Genomic DNA, 20506 nt, shown 5'->3' with positions numbered 1-20506 from the left:
ATATTTGTTAAAAAACCTATCTAATAGTCAAAAAAATTGACAAATAGATAGGTTTTTTGCCTATTAGACTAATATTTTTATTGCGATTCAGTTTATATAAATAGATTTCATAGCGTTTTGTATGTTTCGGCTTTGGCATAGTTATTGCATTCGTATTATTACACGTAAGTCACTTTAATTTCTGAGGAGTGTAGTAACTATGAAAAAATTTGATAAAGTATCAATAATAGGTGTACCTATGGACTTAGGACAAAAGCGCCGTGGAGTCGATATGGGACCAAGTGCGATGAGGTATGCTGGGTTAATTGAAGAAATCGAATCATTAGGTTACGACGTGAAAGACTATGGCGATATTCCAATCAATCGCCCAGCTGCTAGTGAAAAAGAAGCAGGTCAATTAAGAAACTTGGAGGAAGTTATTAAAGTTAGCAAAGAACTGTGTAAAGGTGTTGAAAACATAGAATCTGAGCAAAGTTTCCCGCTAATTCTAGGGGGGACCATAGTATAAGTATTGGTTCAATTGCAGGTATTAGAAAATGTTATAACAATCTTGGGGTCATTTGGTATGATGCACATCCTGATTTAAACACAGATAAGACGTCTCCATCTGGTAATATCCATGGAATGCCTTTAGCTGTTAACATAGGAGTCGGACATGAGAGGTTGACAGAGATAGGGGATATTATACCAAAAATAAATCCTGAAAATATTGTCATTATTGGTGCTCGTTCAATAGATGATGGGGAAAGACAATTAATTAAGGAAAAAGGGATAAAAGTTTATACAATGCATGAAATAGATCGACTTGGAATGACGAGGGTCATTGAAGAAACGATCGATTATCTAGCTAGTCGTACAGATGGAGTACATTTAAGTTTTGACTTAGATGGAATTGATCCATTAGAAGCGCCTGGAGTAGGAACACCTGTACTTGGTGGAATTTCATATAGGGAAAGTCAATTAGCACTAGAATTGTTAGCTGAATCAGAATTAATTACCTCTGCAGAATTTGTAGAAATAAACCCAATTCTAGATAATAGAAATCAAACAGCTGATGTGGCGGTTGCTTTAGTTACATCCTTATTAGGAAAGAAATTACTTTAATCTTGTAAATTAAGATACTAAGGGGGATGTTTAATGGCATTAGAAGAGGTAAAAGTAAAAAAACATGAAGAAGAAAAAAGTAATGATTTAAAAGACTACTTATTATTTCTTATACCTTCCTTGCTAGGTATAGGTTTGTTTATGATACCAATCCAAATAGATGGTCGTATAACAATACCTGTAGCTTTTATGGCCAAGCTGTTGGAAGGTCTATTAATAGAAACTTTACCTTTGATCTTAACAACCATTTTAGCATTTATTATCATGATGTCCTGTGCCGCAACGATATGGAAACCTAATTTTTTGATTAAGAGTAGTTTTTTAAAAGGATTGTTCCTTGTTCATCCTATCTGGTTGTTAGTTAGAATAATTGGATTTATGTTCGCGGTTATGACTTTGCTTCAAGTAGGTCCTGAAGTGGTGTGGTCGGAGGATACAGGTGGATTATTATTATATGAACTTCTTCCTTTACTATTTACAATCTTTTTATTTGCTGGATTATTTCTACCGTTGCTATTAAATTTTGGTTTATTGGAACTATTTGGTGTACTTTTCAATAAAATTATGAGACCGTTATTTACGCTTCCTGGCCGTTCTTCTATTGATTGTTTAGCTTCTTGGATGGGAGATGGAACAATTGGTGTGTTACTAACAAATAAACAATACGAAGAAGGTTTTTATACGAAGAGAGAAGCGGCGGTCATTTGTACGACTTTTTCTGTAGTCTCGATTACATTTAGTATCGTAATCTTAACTTATATGGATTTAGAACATTTATTTCTTGCATTCTATTTTACGATTGTTGTAGCAGGGATTACGGCTGCCATTATTCTGCCGAGAATTCCACCACTATCTCGAAAGTCAGATACATATGTTACTGAAAACAAAGCAAGGTTTGATGAAAACTCATTAAAAGGACAAAATCCATTTTCATATGGCTTATCAAAAGCTTTGAAAAGAGCTCACCAAAATAATAGTGCAGCTAGTACTTTTAAAGGTGGCTTAAAAAACGTATTGGATATGTGGTTTACTGTATTACCAGTTATTATGGCGATTGGTACAACGGCGCTCATTCTAGCTGAACATACGTCACTGTTTGCTATTGTAAGTGCTCCATTTGTCCCAATCCTTACTTTACTGCAAGTGCCTGAGGCTCATGCAGCAGCGCAAACAATGGTCGTTGGTTTTGCTGATATGTTTTTGCCTGCAGTTATAGGCAGTGGAATTGAAAGTGATCTAACAAGATTTATCATTGCTTGTGTATCTGTCACGCAATTAATTTACATGTCAGAAATCGGCGGATTAATTCTAGCTTCAAGATTGCCAGTAAAGTTTACTGATCTTATCTTAATCTTTCTCATTAGAACTCTTATTACTTTGCCGATCATTGTAGGAATTGCACACCTTATTTTTTAATTGAAAATGAAAGAGTAAGCGAGCTTAAGGAGATCTTTCGTTCGCTTATTTTTCGTTTGATCTAAATGTTTCTAAAGCGAATAGTGCAACATTTCACCTTTATATTTTGTTGTCAATTAAATTGTTACTCTCGAGTAAATTAATCGTTAACTGTACACATTAATAAAGCTACTATTATTACGATTACCGAGGGTGAAAATACATGAATAAAACGTTAAATGATTTGTTAAAACCCTTAAAAAAACAATGTGACGAGGATATCGACATAACGGGAATTCAACTCGATTCAAGAAAAATAAAAGATGGGAACTTATTTGTTGCCATTTCAGGATATGAAGCAGATGGTCACAAATTCATTCAGTCTGCAATTAAAAATGGAGCTGTAGCGATTATTGGGGAAAAGAACCTCAAGGAGATAGTGACGGTTCCTTATTTCAAAGTGGATAATTCAAGAAAGGCATTGTTAATATTGGTAAATCATTTCTACGACAAGCCTCACAACAAACATAAAATGATTGGTATTACAGGAACAAATGGAAAAACGACAACTTCTTATTTGTTACATCATATTTTGGAGCATAATGGAAAATCGGTTGCAAGATTAGGAACAGTTGAATATGTGATAAATGGAGAAATGAGAGAATCTAATTTAACTACTCCGGATGCGATTTTGCTACAAGAAATGCTTCATGAAAGTGAAGATGAATATGTCGTAATGGAAGTTTCATCACACGGTTTAGATCAATATCGTGTACATGGTTCCATGTTTGATTATGCACTCTTTACGAATTTAAGTCATGAGCATCTAGATTACCACAAAGATCTGGAAGACTATTATCAAACTAAGAAAAAAATATTTCAATGTCTAAAGGATCAAGGCAAAGGGATCGTTGGGACCTATTGTTCTTGGGGAGAGAGATTGCATGAAGAGTTAGCTGAAGAGTTGGTTCCATCGGTTTCATTTGGACAATCTAAGGGCGGAGAACCAATTTATTTAAAATCTTATAGTACTGTTCCTGATGTAAACTTAGTGATTGATGACAATGAGAAAGAATATGTCATTAAAATGAACATCCAAGGTGAACACAATGTTTATAATGCGATAGGTAGTTATATATGTGCAAGAGAGATAGGTCTTTCTCCAGAAGAAGTAATAGAGGCATTAGAAACATTTGAAGGCGTCCCTGGAAGGTTTGAAGAAGTAACAATACCAAATGGTGCAAAGGCATTCTTAGATTATGCGCATACTCCTGATGGTCTTCAGTACGCGTTAAATACAGCAAAAGAATGCACAGCACGAAATTTGTATCATATTTTTGGTTTTAGGGGGAAGAGAGATTGTTCCAAAAGAAAAATGATGGTTCAAATCAGTCAAAGCCTTAGCGACTATGTATTTCTAACATTGGATGATTTAAATGGGACAGGTAACGAACTGATGTTGGCAGAATTAAGAGAGCTAAGCAAGCCATACGAAAATATTGTTGTTATGGACGATAGAACGGAAGCGATAGTATATGTACTATCTCTTTTAAAAGAAGGAGATGGTATGATCATTACGGGAAAAGGTTCGGAAAATTATCAAGAAGAGTACCGTTATCAAACACGTAACGACAGAGAAACAATCGTAAACGTATTGAGTTAAAAGAATATGAGTTTGTAAAAAAGTATTTTGAATGAAAGAGGAAATAATAAAGCTCGTCTAACTGACGAGTTTTATTATGTGTTACTTACAATTTTTTCATATATCTATTTATTTAAATTAAAGCATATAAAAAATAGCCCCCTATTTAGGTGACTACAGGTTCTAATAGTGTTCTTATAAAACTGTGTTGGACTTTGTCATTTATATTTAATTAAACTCTTGAGAGCCAATCTTAACGAACTCTGACGCGAAAAGATTTTGGCGGGACTGTGTAGGAATCGAACCTACCGGAGACGGCACGCGCCTCCCGAGTGGTTTTGAAGACCATGACGAACACCAGTGTCGCAGCCAGCCCCATGTGACAAAGAGTATTATACCTTGTTCAAATGATTATTTCAAGAAGGATACTTATAACTAAAATTTCATTTACCATATTTAATTGGAAAAATTTGTTGACACAAATCATTAAAGCGCTTACAATTAAAGTAGTTAGTAGACATTAGATTTTTATTAGTAACGTGAAAGAGTTGTTGGTAAATGGGATTAGATAAAGATCGTCGAATTGGTCGACATGCAATACTTTTGTTGCTTTCAGAGGATCCTTTACATCAGCTTTCTAAGCTTGAAAAGTCTAATTGGAAGGCTTGTCTTGGTAAAGTTGGTTCAATGGAAGCCCATAAAGTAGTAGCAGCAATTGAAACGGCAGCTAAGAAAAATCAAATAATTAAAACAGATGTTTATCGGGAGTCACATGCTTTGTACCATGCCATTATAGAGGCATTACACGGGGTTACTAGAGGTCAAGTGCAATTAGGCTCAGTCCATCGAACAGTTGGTTTAACCTTTGCTGTACTAAGAGGAAATCCATACGAGAACGAGCATGAAGGAGATTGGCTTGCGGTGTCTTTATATGGAACAATCGGAGCACCTGTGAAAGGTTCGGAGCACGAGGCAATAGGGTTAGGCATTAATCATATATAACTGCCCATAGTTATTTAGTGAATAGGGGGCTATATCTTGAAATCAAAAAATTGATTTCATGGATATAGTCCCCTTTTCTATTGCCTCTTTATCTTATTAAAGAGATGAAAGGAGAAAAGCAATGGTTACTTTAAATGGTCAAACGTTAAATCTAACGGAAGTAAAAAAAGTCCTTTACGATAAAGAACAAGTAATGGCTTCACACGAAAGCCTGAAAAAAGTAGAAGCGAGTAGAAAAGCTGTCGAGAAGATCGTTGCGGAAGGCCGAATTGTATACGGGATTACAACGGGCTTCGGGAAGTTTAGTGATGTGTTCATTGACAAAAAAAATGTGGAAGAGTTGCAATTAAATTTAATAAGGTCGCATGCGTGTGGGGTAGGAGATCCTTTTCCAGAGGTTGTCTCAAGGGCTATGGTACTGCTTCGAGCGAATGCATTGCTGAAAGGGTTTTCAGGGGTCAGACCCATTGTTGTCGAAAGGTTATTAGATCTCATTAATAAGGAAATTCACCCTGTGATACCACAGCAAGGTTCGCTTGGTGCGAGTGGTGACCTAGCACCTCTCTCACATTTAGCACTCGTACTAATTGGAGAGGGAGAGGTTTATTATCGCGGGAAGAGAACGTCTGCTATTGACGCTTTAACGAGAGAAGGTCTCTTCCCAATTACATTGTCAGCTAAAGAAGGCTTAGCTCTTATCAACGGAACGCAAGCGATGACAGCGATGGGAGTAGTAGCTTTCTTAGAGGCAGAAAAACTAGCATATCAAGCGGAAATAATTGCGGCGATGACAATTGAAGGATTACGCGGAATTATTGATGCGTTTGATGAGGATATTCATCTTGCAAGAGGTTATAAGGAGCAAGTCGAAGTGGCTAAACGGATACGGATGTATCTAGCCGATAGCAAATTAACGACGAAGCAAGGTGAAATGAGAGTACAAGATGCTTACTCGATTCGTTGCATTCCGCAAGTGCACGGTGCTACTTGGCAAACACTCAATTATGTCAAAGAAAAGCTAGAAATTGAAATGAATGCAGCAACCGATAACCCTCTTATTTTCAATGATGGCGAAAAAGTGTTATCGGGAGGAAATTTTCATGGTCAGCCGATAGCTTTTGCAATGGACTTTCTTAAGATTGCGATGGCAGAATTAGCCAATATCTCTGAACGGAGAATTGAACGACTTGTCAATCCACAACTGAATGATTTACCACCATTTTTAAGTCCAAAGCCTGGTTTGCAATCGGGTGCAATGATTATGCAATATGCAGCAGCATCACTTGTTTCAGAGAATAAGACACTAGCTCATCCGGCCAGTGTCGATTCAATTCCATCATCAGCTAATCAAGAAGACCATGTCAGCATGGGAACGATTGGTTCGAGACATGCATATCAAATTATTTCAAATGTTCGCCGTGTCTTGTCGATTGAAGCAATTTGTGCAATGCAAGCGATGGAAATAAGAGGAACGAATAAGCTGGCTTCTTCGACTAAACAGTTTTTAGAAATAGCACGGAAGCAAGTTCCATCGATAACAAATGACAGAGTTTTCTCAAAAGATATAGAAACTCTTAATCATTGGTTGAAAGAAGATTTATTCTTGTTTCATGAAAAAACGAAAGATGAAATTCAATTATAAGGAGAGAGTGCGATGAAGTTTAATAAAAGCATGATTCAAGCAAAAAAAGGAACAGAAAAAGAATGCAAAGGTTGGGAGCAAGAAGCGGTTCTAAGGATGCTCTGCAATAATCTTGATCCTGAGGTCGCTGAAAAACCAGAAGATTTAATCGTTTATGGTGGAATTGGAAAGGCAGCGAGAAATTGGGAATCATTTGATGCGATTGTTAAAGCTTTAAAGCAATTAGAAGCGGATGAAACATTGCTCATCCAATCAGGAAAACCAGTTGGTATGTTTAAGACACATCGTCATGTACCACGCGTTTTGTTATCTAATTCAGTTTTAGTCCCAAAGTGGGCAAATTGGGAACATTTTAATAAGCTCGACAAAGAAGGACTAATGATGTATGGGCAGATGACAGCAGGAAGTTGGATCTACATTGGAACACAAGGCATCTTACAAGGAACCTATGAAACATTTGCTGAGATTGCTCGACAGCACTTTGGTAATAGTCTAGCTGGAACTTTGACACTTACGGCAGGCCTTGGGGGAATGGGCGGCGCTCAACCACTAGCAGTCACAATGAACGGCGGTGTTGTGATTGCCGTTGATGTCGACCGTGAGCGAATTGAGAAGCGAATTGACACAAAATACTGTGACCGAATTACAGACTCTCTAGATGATGCGTTAGCGTGGGCACAAGGTGCAAGGGTGAAAGGGGAGTCATTATCTATTGGTTTAGTTGGCAATGCTGCAGCTATTTATCATGAAATAATTGCCCGTGGAGTTCATATTGATATTGTAACAGATCAAACGAGTGCGCATGATCCTCTGAACGGATACGTACCTGAGGGTTTCTCTTTAAAAGAGGCAGGCAAACTTCGGGAAGATGATCCAAATCGATATGTGCAACTATCATGTCAAAGCATGAAAAAGCATGTAGAAGCGATGCTGATTTTACAAAGAAAAGGCTCAATTGTATTCGATTACGGTAATAACATTCGTCAAGTTGCCAAAGACGAGGGAGTAAAAGATGCATTTTCTTTCCCAGGTTTTGTCCCAGCTTATATTCGTCCATTGTTTTGTGAAGGAAAAGGACCTTTTCGTTGGGTAGCCTTATCGGGTGATCCAGAAGACATCTATCGTACTGATCAATTAATTAAAGAGCTATTTCCTGAAAACAAAGCGCTCCTTCGCTGGATTGAAATGGCACAAGAGAAAGTGTCGTTTCAAGGTTTGCCAGCACGAATTTGCTGGTTAGGCTATGGTGAGCGAAAGAAAATGGGGATGGCGATCAACGAGCTTGTCAAAAAAGGGGAGTTAAAGGCACCGATCGTTATTGGACGTGATCATTTGGATTGTGGTTCCGTTGCTTCACCAAATCGTGAGACAGAGGCGATGCTAGATGGGAGTGATGCAGTAGGAGATTGGGCGATCCTAAATGCTTTAGTTAATACATCCGCTGGTGCAAGTTGGGTTTCTGTTCACCACGGGGGGGTGTTGGTATGGGTTATTCGCTACATGCAGGGATGGTTGTTGTTGCAGATGGTACAGATTTAGCAGAAGAAAGGTTAGAACGTGTCCTGACTACAGATCCAGGGATGGGGGTCATTCGTCATGCAGACGCTGGTTATGAGCTCGCGCAGAAGGTCGCAAAAGAGAAAGGGATTGTCATCCCAATGAATAAATAGAACCATTAAGGGGGAATGAAAATTTATGCAACATGTTGATATATTGCTTATAAATATCGGTCAATTATTAACTATGGAGTCATTAGGGCCAAGAGCAGGAAAAGAGATGCAGAAGCTGCCTATGATTGAGGATGGGTTAGTAGCGATCTCGAAAGGAAAGATAGCCTATATCGGAACGTCTGATTCTAGGAATGACTTTAAGGCTGACATCATCATTGATTGTGAAGGAAAACTTGTCACACCTGGCTTAGTTGACCCACATACTCATGTAGTGTTTGGTGGTTCACGTGAACATGAGATGACGTTAAAACAGCAAGGAATCCCATATCTTGATATCCTAAAGCAAGGAGGGGGCATTCTTTCAACTGTGACAAAGACAAGAGACGTGTCAAAAGAGGATTTATATAAAAAGGCCCGATTTCATCTTGATCGAATGCTATCACATGGAGTAACGACGATAGAAGCAAAAAGTGGCTATGGTCTAGATCGGCAAACAGAATTAAAACAATTAAAGGTCGCAAAGCAGCTTAATGAAACGCATTCGATTGATTTAGTATCAACCTTTTTAGGGGCGCATGCGATTCCAAAAGAGTATAAAGAAGAACCTGAAGCCTTTTTGCAAGAGATGCTAGCAATCCTTGGTCAAATAAAAACAGAAGAGCTCGCTGAATTTGTAGATATTTTTACAGAAACAGGTGTATTTACAGTAGAGCAATCAAGAAAGTATTTAGCAGAGGCAAAGGCGTTAGGGTTTGATTTGAAAATTCATGCAGATGAAATCGACCCTTTAGGTGGTACAGAATTAGCTTGTGAATTGTGTGCTGTAACAGCCGATCACCTCGTCGGTGCCTCTGATGAAGGCATAAAACGGTTGGCTGAATCAGGAACCATTGCTGTCTTATTACCTGGAACAACTTTTTATCTTGGGAAAGACACGTTTGCACGGGCTAGAAAGATGATTGATGAAGGTGTAATCGTTGCACTAGCGACTGACTTTAATCCAGGCAGCTGCCCGACAGAGAATCTCCAGTTGATTATGTCGTTTGCAGCATTAAAATTAAAAATGACACCTGAAGAAATTTGGAACGCAGTAACGATCAATGCCGCACACGCCATTAATCGCGGCGATGTTGCCGGTCAACTAGTTATAGGTCGCCAAGCTGATCTAGTGATTTGGGATGTACCAAACTATCAGTACCTCCCGTATCATTATGGAGTCAATCATGCAAACACAGTCATTAAGAGGGGGGAGATCGTTTCAAAGAGAAGCAATCATCCTGACTCAATTGTCGTATCAAAAAAATAATCATACAATACGTGGCAGTTAGTTTAATATGGAGGAGATGTTACAAAAGGAAATCGACTGTAACATCTTTTTTTAATTTTTATATTTTACAAATAAAAGGATATTTCATATAGTGAATTAATAGATTTATAATGTCGTGAAACATGTTTGTAGTTGGCTAATAATAAATGGTGTTAAGGGGGTAGTTTTTAATGAGAAAATATGCTTTGAAAATCGCACTCGTAACGTTAGTTTCTTCTGTCGCTCTTTTTGTTGCTTTGATTAGCTTTTTATCGTTTGGTGACTCCAATTCTACATTTTTCTTAACTATTGGTAATGCGTTGATAACTTTTAGTTTGTTCTTTTTGTTAGTAACTCCTTTAATTGGTTTTGTCTTTTCATTATACATATCAGGAAAGAGGAAATGGATTTATTTGCTTTCGCACATCATCTGTATGGCAACCATTTCAGCTTTTTCTTTTATTAGTATAATGTTTCGTTACTTTGTTCCCTTTGCACCTTGATAGGTATTTACGAAGATATCAAGCGTTTCAGCCTACTATAGAATGTTCACTCGCTACCTGTTTTTCATTTGAGGTGAAAAACAGGTAGTTTCTTTTTAACCTATACTAGATAATTGTTTACATGGCGGCCTCTGAGAAACTACCTTCGACTTTTTCTTTTGTCTCGATAATCCTGATATAGTATGATAAAACAATGTGATTAATGGTGAATAGAAGGGAAAATTGGTGATGAATCATTATACAATTGGGATGGCAGGCCATATAGACCATGGCAAAACAACTTTAACAAAGGTGTTAACAAATATCGATACAGACCGATTAAAGGAAGAGAAAGAGAGGAATATTTCGATTGAGCTTGGCTATGCACCGTTAAAGTTAAATGAGGATATGGAAGTTTCATTAATTGATGTTCCCGGTCATGAGCGTTTTATTCGGCAAATGATTGCTGGTGTCGCGGGTATTGACTTAGTAATGTTAGTTGTGGCTGGTGATGAAGGAGTTATGCCGCAGACGCGTGAGCATATGGATATTCTTCGACTATTAGGAATTGAGAATGGTCTTATTGTCGTAACTAAAATAGATCGTATTGATAAAGAAATGCAGGAGTTAGTTGAGCTCGATATTAGAGAAAGTGTTGAGGGGACTTTTTTAGAAGAAAGCCCACTTTTCTTTGTAGATAGTCTCAAGCAAATAGGGATCGAGGATCTTAAAAAAGGAATTATAAAAGAGTTAGAAGGTCGTGCGAGCCGTGATGCTAGCGGCGCTTTCCGACTGCCAATAGATCAAGTATTTACTGTACATGGACAAGGTACTATTGTACGCGGGACGGTCTATGAAGGTACAGTGAATGAAGGTGCAACACTTGAGCTATTGCCGCAAAAAATTCGGGTCAGAGCTAGACAGTTACAAGTGCATCATCAACCTCGTGAATCAGGACGCGCTGGTCAGCGGGTTGCTATCAATGTTGGCGGTGTTTCGAAAGAGGAAATCAAGCGGGGAGATGTCCTGGTTGCTAGTGGATTCTATGAAACAACACAGACGATTGATGTAGCTCTTACTACTGTGTCTAAGCTTCGTTATGATATTAAGCAGCGAGGCGCAGTTAAATTACATATTGGGACCTCGGAAGTATATGGGAAAATTGTTTTCTTTGATCGAAATGAATTGGTAGATGGAAATGTAGAAGTCGTTTGCCAGCTCCGCTTAAACGAACCGGTTGTTACAAGACGTGGAGATCGTTTTATTATTAGACGTCCAACTCCAACCGAAACAATAGGTGGGGGCTTCGTTATTGATCCTAATGGAAAGAAATATCGATTTGGACAAGAGACGGTTTCAAATCTCAAAGAAAAAATGGTTGCAACCCCAGAAGAAAGAGTTTTCCAGCTTATAACGGATAAGAAAATGATAACAGTGAAAGCTTTAAGTAAAGAAATTAATCTCTCAGAAGAGGAATTAGTCCACCTATTAAATGAGCGGGATAAGTTTATAACATTGCCTTCTGGTGAAGTTACTAGTGAACAGGTTTTGGAGTCACTTAAAGAGTTCATTCAAGCTGATTTAGAGCGTTATCATGCTAAATTTCCACTTCGTCAAGGAATGAAGAAAGCCGAGATTATTCAAACATATGAACCGACTTATCCAAAACGTCTTGTTGAATGGATATTGGAACTAGAGACAAATCGTAACTTGGTTGTTTATGGTCCATTTGTTGCGAGTTCTAGACACTTTCCGCATCCACCAGCGAAGTGGGAAAAGCGTGTTGCTCAAGTGTTAAAGATAATTAGAGAAGAAGGACTAAAGGTAACGGCGTTACAAGAGCATTTGGCGAACCAACAAATACCGAAAGAATTGCATGAAGAACTAGTGTTTTATTTTCATCAGCAAAAGTATCTTTATCAAATTGATGAAAAGCTTTCTATTCACACGGACCCATTCACTAAAGCGGTCAAAAGCTTGTATGAACAAACAAATGATACATTCACATTGAAAGAAGCAAAAGAGATCACGGGTTTATCAAGAAAATATTTAGTACCGTTTCTCGAAAAGTTAGATCAGTTAGGGTTAACGGTTCGTAAGGAGCAAGATCGGAAATGGAGAGTGACTGAAATTGAAAATTGGCTCAGTTAATCAACCTAGCATTTTGTTTTTTACTCCTTATTATGAGCAAAATCGTGGGAACGCGACGACTGCTAAGCGAATTGTTAAAGGACTTAAAGATTGGGGTATTACCGTATGGGTCTTTGCGTATGAGGAACAAGAGTGGAATGAAAAGTGGGAAGATCATTTCCTTAGAGCTGATCTTTATCATATTTTGCACTTGAAACGATTTGCAGAATGGTTTACACACCTTCCTCATTTAGTCATTAACAAGCCTTATATTCTAACGTCTGGTGGAACGGATGTGAACGAAGATTTAAAGGATCCTGAAGCAGCAAAACTGATGAATGCAGTTGCTGATAAATCTTGTGGAATCACCGTATTTAGTAACGATGGCAAGCGAAAAATTATAGAGGCGAATGACAAGCTTCAAGATCGAATTTTCGTTATACCTCAAAGTGTTGAACTACCCAAAAGTGAAGTTGAAACAGATGAGTTAGATGGTTTTCCAACATTTCTTTTGCCTGCCGGGTTACGACCTGTTAAAGATATTTTTTATTTATGGGACGAGTTGCAAAGTTTGCAAAACATCTGGCCTGATTTAGCTTTCTATCTTGTTGGACCAGCCCTTGATGACAGTCTGTATAAAGATGTCTTAATGAAAGAAAAACAGCACAAGTGGTTTCATTATTTAAAGGAAATTCCTATTGAAGAAATGGTTGGCATATACGAGAAAGCTGATTATGTTTTAAATACTTCGATTTCTGAAGGTCAGTCAGCTGCCGTCCTTGAGGCAATGTCACTTGGTAAAATGGTCTTTGCGAGAAATAACGCTGGAAACGCGAGTGTCATTGAAGATTTCAAGACAGGTGTGTTATTTGAGAACCCAGCTGAATTTACACATAAGTTAGTGAAGATTGTTAAATCGATTGAAAAAAGAAATGACATCTGTCAACATGCTGCAAGGTATGTTAGAGAACATCATTCTCTTGAGAAAGAGATGGAACAATATTTAGAAGTGTATACGCACTGTTTATCTTAAGACAAGTTACTTTACATCTTAAAACGAATAGTGGTAAATTTTACTTTAAAAAAGAAAGCAAAAGGTGGAGAGTATATGAAAAAATGGTTGATATCATTAGGAATGCTTGTTGCATTAAGTGGCTGTGGTGCAGCGGATGACCCTGATGAAGTTGTACAGTCGCCAACAGTTGATGAGGAAACGGAAGCGCCTGTTACTGAGCAAGAAGATGGCGAGTTTAAAATTGCCGTGATTCCTTCGCAGTCAATGGGTGAAATGCAACAAGGGTTAGATAATTTAGAAACACATTTAACAGAACGTTTAGAACGTGATGTTATCGTTGAACAATACCCTAATTACAATGCTGTTGTAGAAGCAATAAATTATAATCATATTGATTTAGCGTTTTTAGGTCCTCTTACGTACTTAATAGCTCATGAGCAAAGTGGAGCAAAGGCTATTATTACTCAAGAAGTAGACGGAAGTCCTTTTTACTATTCTTACATCATTACACATGCGGACAGTGAGTGGGAAGATTTAGATGATTTACTTGAGGACAGAGCAGAAGTCGATTTAGCGTTTGCTAGTATTTCTTCAACATCAGGACATTTAATACCAGGGTTGCATTTGCGTCAATTAGGCTATTATGAAAGTGAAGACAAGCATGAATTTAACCAAATTCAGTTTGCAGGTTCTCATGATATTGTAACGACACTTGTCCAGGATCAAATAGTAGACGCAGGTGCAGTTGACAGCGCGATTCTAGAAGCATTAATGCAGACTGATGAAGAAAACGATGGAACGCTTCGAGATGATATTAAAGTGCTTTGGCAATCTGAACAATTGTATCAGTATCCATGGGTTGTTCCAGCTCAAACAAGTGATACCCTCATTGAAGATTTGCAGCTTGCGTTTGCAGAAATTGAGGACGAAGCCATTCTTCGCATTTTTGGTGGAGCAACTCGATTTGTAGAAGCTGATGATAGTCAATATGCAGATGTATTAGAAGCAGCTCGAGAATTCGATATGCTGACACTGGAATAGGGGTCTCATATGGTTTGGTTTCGTAGGCGCTACATTGCTTATATTCTACTCATCTTAGTTGCACTCTGGTGGAGTATGGATATGACCGATTTCCAGTGGAGGAAGCTTACGCAAATCGGAAATATAATAGATATGGTGACCACTCGCTTTTTTCCTGTTGAGTGGTCCCTTTTTCCGATGATGGCGTATCATAGCCTCGTGACATTAGCGATGGCCTTTTTGGGGACATTTCTTGCGTTACTTGTCGCTTTACCTCTTAGTTTCCTTGCGGCGAAAAATACCAGTGGTACGAAAACGATGTATGGAACAGTTAGAGGGAGCTTAAGTGCACTCCGTTCTATACCTGAAATTGTGTTTGGGTTAATTTTTGTCTCCGCTTTTGGATTAGGCCCTTTTGCTGCTGTCCTTGCGATTATCCTTCATAATATAGGTGTATTAGGGAAATTAATTTCAGAGCTAATTGAATCTGCTGATCATGGTCCTCAAGAAGCGATGCGATCTGTTGGGGCAACCAAATGGGTTGCACAAATTTTCTCAATCATACCTCAAATTTGGCCAAACGTATTGTCGCAATATTTCTATCGATTTGAAGTAGCAATACGTACTTCATTAATTTTAGGATTTATTGGTGGTGGAGGTATTGGTCAACAGTTGTTTAATCATTTTCAAAGCTTTTACTATACCGCAGTTGCACTTGACATTATTCTAATTATGATTTTGGTTATTGTCGTTGACTTTGTAGGGGCACGAATTCGGGCAACAGTCATATAGGGGGAAATTATGCTTAATATAAAAGATTTAGTTGTGCAATACCCACGATCTAGTGAAAATGCTCTTGACCATATTTCCCTCACCCTTGAAAAAGGCGATTTTGTCTGTATTCTAGGAAAGAGTGGTGCAGGAAAATCGACTTTTATTCGATCAATAAATCGCCTTCACGAGCCAACTTCTGGACAGGTTAAGTGGGAAGGGATGGAACTTACAACGTTACCAGAAGGAGAAATGAGAAAAATCCGATCAGAGATGGTAATGATTTTTCAACATTTTAACTTAATTCCTCGAATGACCGTCTTTCAAAATACACTAACCGGTTCGTTTGGGAGAAGGCCTGCTTATAAAAATTTACTTGGGCTTTTCTCTGAATCTGAAAAAAGTCGCGGCCTATTGGCTCTTGAAGAAGTCGGGTTAGAGCATCATGCCAATAAGCGAGTGGAGGCTTTAAGTGGTGGCCAAAAACAGCGAGTTGGTATTGCAAGAGCGCTGCTACAAGATCCGAAGCTTTTATTAGGAGATGAGCCTGTTGCTAGTTTAGACCCAACAACCTCAAGAAGAATCTTTGGATTGTTAAAAAAAATACATGAAGAAAGAGAACTACTTTCGATCATAAATGTTCATGATGTTCATTTAGCAAAAGAATTCGCTACCCGAATTATTGGATTGCGTGATGGAAGAGTCGTTTTTGATGGGAAGCCAGAGGAAATAGATGAACGTATTTTTGCTGAAATTTACCAGTAAATCGTCCGTCACTATCATAGGACAAGCAATAAATCAGATGATTTATTGCTTGTTTTTGTATATGCTCTTAAATAAAACTAAATCGGGACAAAAAATAGATCCTTTGTCACAGGATGTTTATGATAAAATATCGTTTGATCATAAAATCTGTCAGCAGATAAAAGGAGTAAACCTATGCGTCAAAAACAAAAACAGGTAAGGAAGAAGATAACAAATGTATTTAATTCAAATTCAATAATAAATAAGGGAATTTTACTTGTTTGCATTGCATTAAGTGTTGTGGTGATATACAACGTCGTTCAGAGTGAGGTGTTTTTTCGGTCGTTTGTTGTTTTGTTTTTAATTGGAGCAACTTATTATTTAAATCGTAAAATCAACCAATTAAAAGGAATACCGCAACAAGAGCAGAACCTTGTAGTTGAAGAAAAAATTGAAGATCAGCAAACTCAAATTTTTGAGAAGACTGTTACAGAAAAAGAGCAACAACTTGAGAAGATTGATTTAGATCGAACTCAAATGTTAGAGGAATTGTTTACGAAAGCCGAATTAAATGACTTAGAGAAGCAAACTTACCGTGAACGAATTAAACAAAAAGAGTCTGAACGCTCAGATCTCGTTCAAGATTTATTGATTGTTAAAGGTAAGTTGCAACAAGCTGTGCTCGAGACAAAGAAGTATTTCGTCAAAGCGGACCCAATGAAAGAAATTGCAGCTTCAATCGAATCAGACAAATTAGAGCATGCAAACATGGCATCACTTAATAAAGAGGTACAATTGGTCATCTCTTCATCGCTTTCAGAACAAACTGTTCAAGCCTTGCTAAAAGGGAATTACGTTGATGAGGAATATAATTTAACCCGCTCGGGATATAAAGCGTTAGTAAAAACACTTCAAAATAAGTAAAGGGAGCTACTTTAGGTTGCTTTATCAAATTTGTAAAGTTTAAATTAAGGGCACGGAGTAAACAGAAACCAACTGTTCTTCGTGCCTTTTCTTCGTCTGTATCTTGCTGCTGCCTCAATTTTTAACCTAAAAAAAACACCCCGATTGTTAAAGTCAACAAACGGGGTGTCATTTTTTATCGTAATTAATGCCTATTTAGCTATGCAGATTCGTGTTTTTTGATTTTACTTAACACTAATAGATTTGTTCTGTTTAGTTACTACTTTTCCAATGATTGATGCGTGTGCTCCGTCTTGATTCATTGAGTGGACGTAATCCTCTGCTTCATTAGCTGGTAAACTGATCAGTAAGCCTCCGGATGTGATCGCATCGCAAAGAATGGCTTTTTCAACGTCTGTAATTGTCTCAGCGTAGTCAACACAACCATCAAGCCAGCGCTCGTTAGCTTTTGATCCACCTGGTACAATCCCCTTTTCAGCAAGTTCCCTTGTACCTTCAAGCAGTGGGATTTGGTCAAGAACAAGTTCAAATGTTACATCACTGCCTTTAGCCATTTCGTAACTATGACCTAGCAATCCAAACCCAGTTACATCTGTCACCGCATTCGGGTGCAATCCTTCTAACTTTTCAGCTGCCTGCTTGTTCAATAAAGCCATTGTTTCAGTTACAGCTTTTTCTTGCTCAGATGTAACAGCTTCACGCTTGATTCCTGTTGTTAAAATTCCAACTCCAATTGGTTTCGTTAAAATCAAGATATCTCCAGGTTTAGCTCCAACATTTTTAAATATACGATCAGGGTGGGCAAGACCCGTTACAGATAAACCAAACTTAGGCTCTTGATCATCAATTGAATGACCACCGACGATAATTGCACCAGCTTCTTTTGTCTTATCTGCTGCGCCACGTAATATGTCAGCTAAGATTTCAGGAGGTAGCTTTTTAATTGGGAAACCAACTATATTCATCACTGTCTTCGGTTTTCCTCCCATTGCATATACATCGCTCAGGGCATTAGCTGCAGCGATTTGTCCAAACATATAGGCGTCGTCGACAACTGGGGTAAAATAATCAACTGTTTGAATCATCGCAAGATCATCAGTAAGACGATATGCACCGGCATCATCTGATGTATCTAAACCTACAAGTAAATTAGGGTCATGCGTTTGTTTGGGTAAGTGACGCAAAACTTGCGTCAGGTCTTCAGGACCAATTTTGCATCCTCAACCAGCTTTTGTTGAGAATGAAGTTAAGCGGATTTGCTCTCTTTTGTCCAATGAGGACACCTCCTATTTAAACATCACAACGTGTATAGTGTGCCTATTCGTATCAATTTTTTTGCATCCTTACTCGTATTATCCTACAATAGATGTGAAAATAAAGTAAAGGAGTTTGAATCGGATGGAGTACAAAGTCTCAATCGATTTGCACGATGTGAAACTTTGCACCAAAGGCCGAATGTTTCACGGACGAAATCCCGATCATTTTTGAGAAGAAATAAAGGAAGTTATGCTCAATACGAGCAGTGGTAGAGTTTGTAACGTGACTGTTAATGACAGAAGAATTTACTCTAAGAAAGTAGATGGAACGTTTCTTGATGAAAAGAAATCATTAAAATGATGATTATTGTGAATAAATATAGGGTGTCATCGAATAATCTGGACCAGGGTTCACGAAGTTTATGAATTTGTCCATATTGTATTATCACCCTAGTTGAAGAAGGGTGGTACAAAATTTGCATACTATTTTAAGACAGCTTCCAGCTATTCATGAGCTCCAACAAGATAAACGTTTTATAAGCTTGCATGAACAACACGCTATTTCGCAGGAAAAACTGACCGATTGGTTAAAGGAAGCTGTTCAAGATATTAGAAAAGGTATCTTGGCTGACCTGTTAGATATAGAGAACTTAGAAGTTGTTGGTTTGGATGTTGCTATTTTCGACAGTTTAGAAGAGCGTCTAAATGAATATACTAGCACAAAAATAAGACGTGTTATTAACGGCACGGGAACTGTTTTGCATACTAACTTTGGTCGAGCGAGGCTTAGCTCAGATGCGATTCGGCAAGTTGTGGAGACGGCACGCTCTTACTCAAATCTTGAATATAATCTAGATAAAGGACAGCGTGGTTCTAGACATGAACTTATTGAAGAAATCGTTAGAGAAACAACTGGTGCTGAAGCGGCTATGGTAGTCAATAATAATGCAGCAGCAGTATACCTTGTGTTAAAGGCGCTCGCAAAGGAAAGAGAAGTGATTGTATCAAGGGGGGAACTCGTAGAAATCGGCGGTTCCTTTCGTGTCTCATCGATTATGGAAGAAAGTGGTGCAAAATTAGTAGAAGTAGGTACAACAAATAAGACACATTTGTATGATTATGAACATGCAATTTCTGAAGAAACAGCTATGATCATGAAGGTTCATACAAGTAATTTTAAAATTATTGGTTTTACAAAAGAAGTCGAAATCACTCAACTAGAACCTTTAGCCAAACAACATGATCTCATCCTATATGAGGATTTGGGGAGTGGCGCCATTTATGATCTGAAGCTTGATGGTATTGGTAATGAACCGACCGTAGCAGAAGCCTTGCAACGTGGAGTTGATATAGTCACATTTAGTGGTGACAAACTATTAGGGGACCACAAGCAGGCATAATTGCAGGGAAGAAAAAGTGGATTGATCTTTTAAAGAAGCATCAATTAGCTCGTGTGCTTCGGGTTGATAAGATGACACTAGCCGCTCTTGAAGCAACCCTAAAAGCTTTTGCAACAGGACAAGCTCCAAAAACGTTACCTACTTTAAAAGCAATTAAACAGACATGGGAAGAAATCAATACGAAAATCAAGACGTTTGAAACCAACTTATCTCCATTTTGGCTAACGGACCAAAAAGAAAGTGTCTCTCAGGTCGGTGGCGGGACAATGCCAGAGGTAGAGCTGAAAACTACACTGTTGCTTATCTCAAACAGTAAAATAAAAGCACAGCAATTACATGATAAATTAAGAAACGGAAATCCAGCTGTGGTTGGTCGAATCATTCAAGAGCAATTTGCCCTTGATTTCCGCACAGTTGAAGAGGATGAATTTCCAGATTTACTTAACAGGTTTATTGAAATTGAACAGGAGTTGAAATAGCTTGAAGGATGGAAAAGTTGCATCAAAGTCAAGGACGGTGTTAACGGATATCGTTTTACCTCCGGATACAAATTTTCATGGAACGATTTTTGGAGGAAATGTGATGGCCTACGTAGATAAGGTTGCAAGCATTTCTGCGATGAGGCATGCTAGAGCGATGGTGGTTACAGCTTCGAGTGATAGTCTAGATTTTATTTCACCAATTAAAACGGGTGAGGCTATATGTGTAGAGGGATTTGTTTCATCTACTAGAAAAACGTCAATGGAAGTCTTCGTACAAGTTGAAGCTGAAGATTTAGTTACAGGAGAACGACGTTTAACCGCTACATCTTATTTAACATTTGTTGCTCTCGATCAGAATGGGAAACCGACACCGGTTCCTGCTGTTATTCCAGAAACAGAAGAAGAAAAGTGGCATTATAACACAGCTGAGGAACGCTTTGAACAAAGAAGAAAGCGGAGGCAACTGCGTGCTGAAAGGGAAATGGGAAATAAATAATTGTAAGGCTGTCATTTCCTATTCG

The 20506-nt window shown here is 38.1% G+C and carries 14 protein-coding genes, 1 tRNA gene and 3 pseudogenes; 16 read left to right on the top strand and 2 right to left on the bottom strand.

Annotated features, from left to right (window positions below; all coding sequences use genetic code 11):
* Positions 1-199 precede the first annotated feature (199 nt).
* The 3 genes and pseudogenes from rocF to BkAM31D_RS12765 all read left to right on the top strand — a co-directional run bounded on the left by rocF (position 200) and on the right by BkAM31D_RS12765 (position 4162).
* A pseudogene (gene rocF, locus BkAM31D_RS12775) lies at positions 200-1104 on the top strand (arginase).
* Positions 1105-1137: 33 nt separating this feature from the next.
* Complete coding sequence (locus tag BkAM31D_RS12770; RefSeq protein WP_066149837.1) at positions 1138-2520, top strand: YjiH family protein; 1383 nt, start codon at positions 1138-1140, stop codon at positions 2518-2520.
* A gap of 202 nt (positions 2521-2722) precedes the next feature.
* Positions 2723-4162: a UDP-N-acetylmuramoyl-L-alanyl-D-glutamate--2,6-diaminopimelate ligase gene (locus BkAM31D_RS12765; protein ID WP_066149834.1), complete on the top strand. Its 1440-nt coding sequence runs from the start codon at positions 2723-2725 to the stop codon at positions 4160-4162.
* 259 nt (positions 4163-4421) lie between these two features.
* Here BkAM31D_RS12765 and BkAM31D_RS23615 read toward each other — a convergent pair.
* A tRNA-Sec gene (locus tag BkAM31D_RS23615) sits at positions 4422-4518 on the bottom strand.
* Positions 4519-4699: 181 nt separating this feature from the next.
* Here BkAM31D_RS23615 and hutP point away from each other — a divergent pair.
* The 11 genes and pseudogenes from hutP (at position 4700) to BkAM31D_RS12710 (ending at position 16847) form a co-directional block, all read left to right on the top strand.
* Positions 4700-5143 carry a histidine utilization transcription antiterminator HutP gene (gene hutP / locus BkAM31D_RS12760; protein WP_066149831.1) on the top strand — a complete coding sequence of 148 codons (444 nt, stop codon included), beginning with the start codon at positions 4700-4702 and terminating at the stop codon, positions 5141-5143.
* A 121-nt stretch (positions 5144-5264) separates the two neighbouring features.
* Positions 5265-6785 (top strand): histidine ammonia-lyase, encoded by a 1521-nt coding sequence (hutH, locus tag BkAM31D_RS12755; RefSeq protein ID WP_066149825.1) that lies wholly within the window; start codon positions 5265-5267, stop codon positions 6783-6785.
* Positions 6786-6797: 12 nt separating this feature from the next.
* Positions 6798-8365: pseudogene (gene hutU, locus BkAM31D_RS12750) on the top strand (urocanate hydratase); the annotation flags it as partial.
* A 115-nt stretch (positions 8366-8480) separates the two neighbouring features.
* Positions 8481-9761 carry an imidazolonepropionase gene (gene hutI / locus BkAM31D_RS12745; protein WP_066149820.1) on the top strand — a complete coding sequence of 427 codons (1281 nt, stop codon included), beginning with the start codon at positions 8481-8483 and terminating at the stop codon, positions 9759-9761.
* 191 nt (positions 9762-9952) lie between these two features.
* Positions 9953-10264: a hypothetical protein gene (locus BkAM31D_RS12740; RefSeq protein ID WP_066149818.1), complete on the top strand. Its 312-nt coding sequence runs from the start codon at positions 9953-9955 to the stop codon at positions 10262-10264.
* Between the two features lie 228 nt (positions 10265-10492).
* Complete coding sequence (gene selB, locus BkAM31D_RS12735; protein WP_066151066.1) at positions 10493-12394, top strand: selenocysteine-specific translation elongation factor; 1902 nt, start codon at positions 10493-10495, stop codon at positions 12392-12394.
* Positions 12375-13406, top strand: coding sequence for a glycosyltransferase (locus tag BkAM31D_RS12730; RefSeq protein ID WP_084371969.1), 1032 nt, complete (start codon positions 12375-12377; stop codon positions 13404-13406). The genes selB and BkAM31D_RS12730 overlap by 20 nt, the downstream gene beginning before the upstream one ends.
* Positions 13407-13481: 75 nt before the next feature.
* Positions 13482-14429 carry a phosphate/phosphite/phosphonate ABC transporter substrate-binding protein gene (gene phnD, locus BkAM31D_RS12725; protein ID WP_066149815.1) on the top strand — a complete coding sequence of 316 codons (948 nt, stop codon included), beginning with the start codon at positions 13482-13484 and terminating at the stop codon, positions 14427-14429.
* A 9-nt stretch (positions 14430-14438) separates the two neighbouring features.
* Positions 14439-15200: a phosphonate ABC transporter, permease protein PhnE gene (phnE, locus tag BkAM31D_RS12720; RefSeq protein ID WP_066149812.1), complete on the top strand. Its 762-nt coding sequence runs from the start codon at positions 14439-14441 to the stop codon at positions 15198-15200.
* 9 nt (positions 15201-15209) lie between these two features.
* Complete coding sequence (gene phnC, locus BkAM31D_RS12715; RefSeq protein WP_066149809.1) at positions 15210-15944, top strand: phosphonate ABC transporter ATP-binding protein; 735 nt, start codon at positions 15210-15212, stop codon at positions 15942-15944.
* A 174-nt stretch (positions 15945-16118) separates the two neighbouring features.
* Positions 16119-16847, top strand: coding sequence for a hypothetical protein (locus tag BkAM31D_RS12710; RefSeq protein ID WP_066149806.1), 729 nt, complete (start codon positions 16119-16121; stop codon positions 16845-16847).
* Between the two features lie 224 nt (positions 16848-17071).
* On the opposite strand, the gene selD is transcribed toward BkAM31D_RS12710, so the two are convergent.
* Positions 17072-18121 (bottom strand): selenide, water dikinase SelD, encoded by a 1050-nt coding sequence (gene selD, locus BkAM31D_RS12705; RefSeq protein ID WP_084371967.1) that lies wholly within the window; start codon positions 18119-18121, stop codon positions 17072-17074.
* A gap of 446 nt (positions 18122-18567) precedes the next feature.
* Between selD and selA the strand changes: the two are divergent.
* Positions 18568-19982, top strand: a pseudogene (selA, locus tag BkAM31D_RS12700) (L-seryl-tRNA(Sec) selenium transferase).
* A gap of 1 nt (position 19983) precedes the next feature.
* On the top strand, positions 19984-20481 hold the full coding sequence (locus BkAM31D_RS12695; RefSeq protein WP_066149792.1) for an acyl-CoA thioesterase: 498 nt from the start codon (positions 19984-19986) through the stop codon (positions 20479-20481).
* Positions 20482-20506: the final 25 nt, after the last annotated feature.

The organism is Halalkalibacter krulwichiae, assembly GCF_002109385.1.
In the GTDB taxonomy this organism is placed as follows: domain Bacteria; phylum Bacillota; class Bacilli; order Bacillales; family Bacillaceae_D; genus Halalkalibacter; species Halalkalibacter krulwichiae.
Note: the sequence above shows the minus strand (reverse complement) of the source record. Positions and strands in the feature narration are given on the sequence as shown.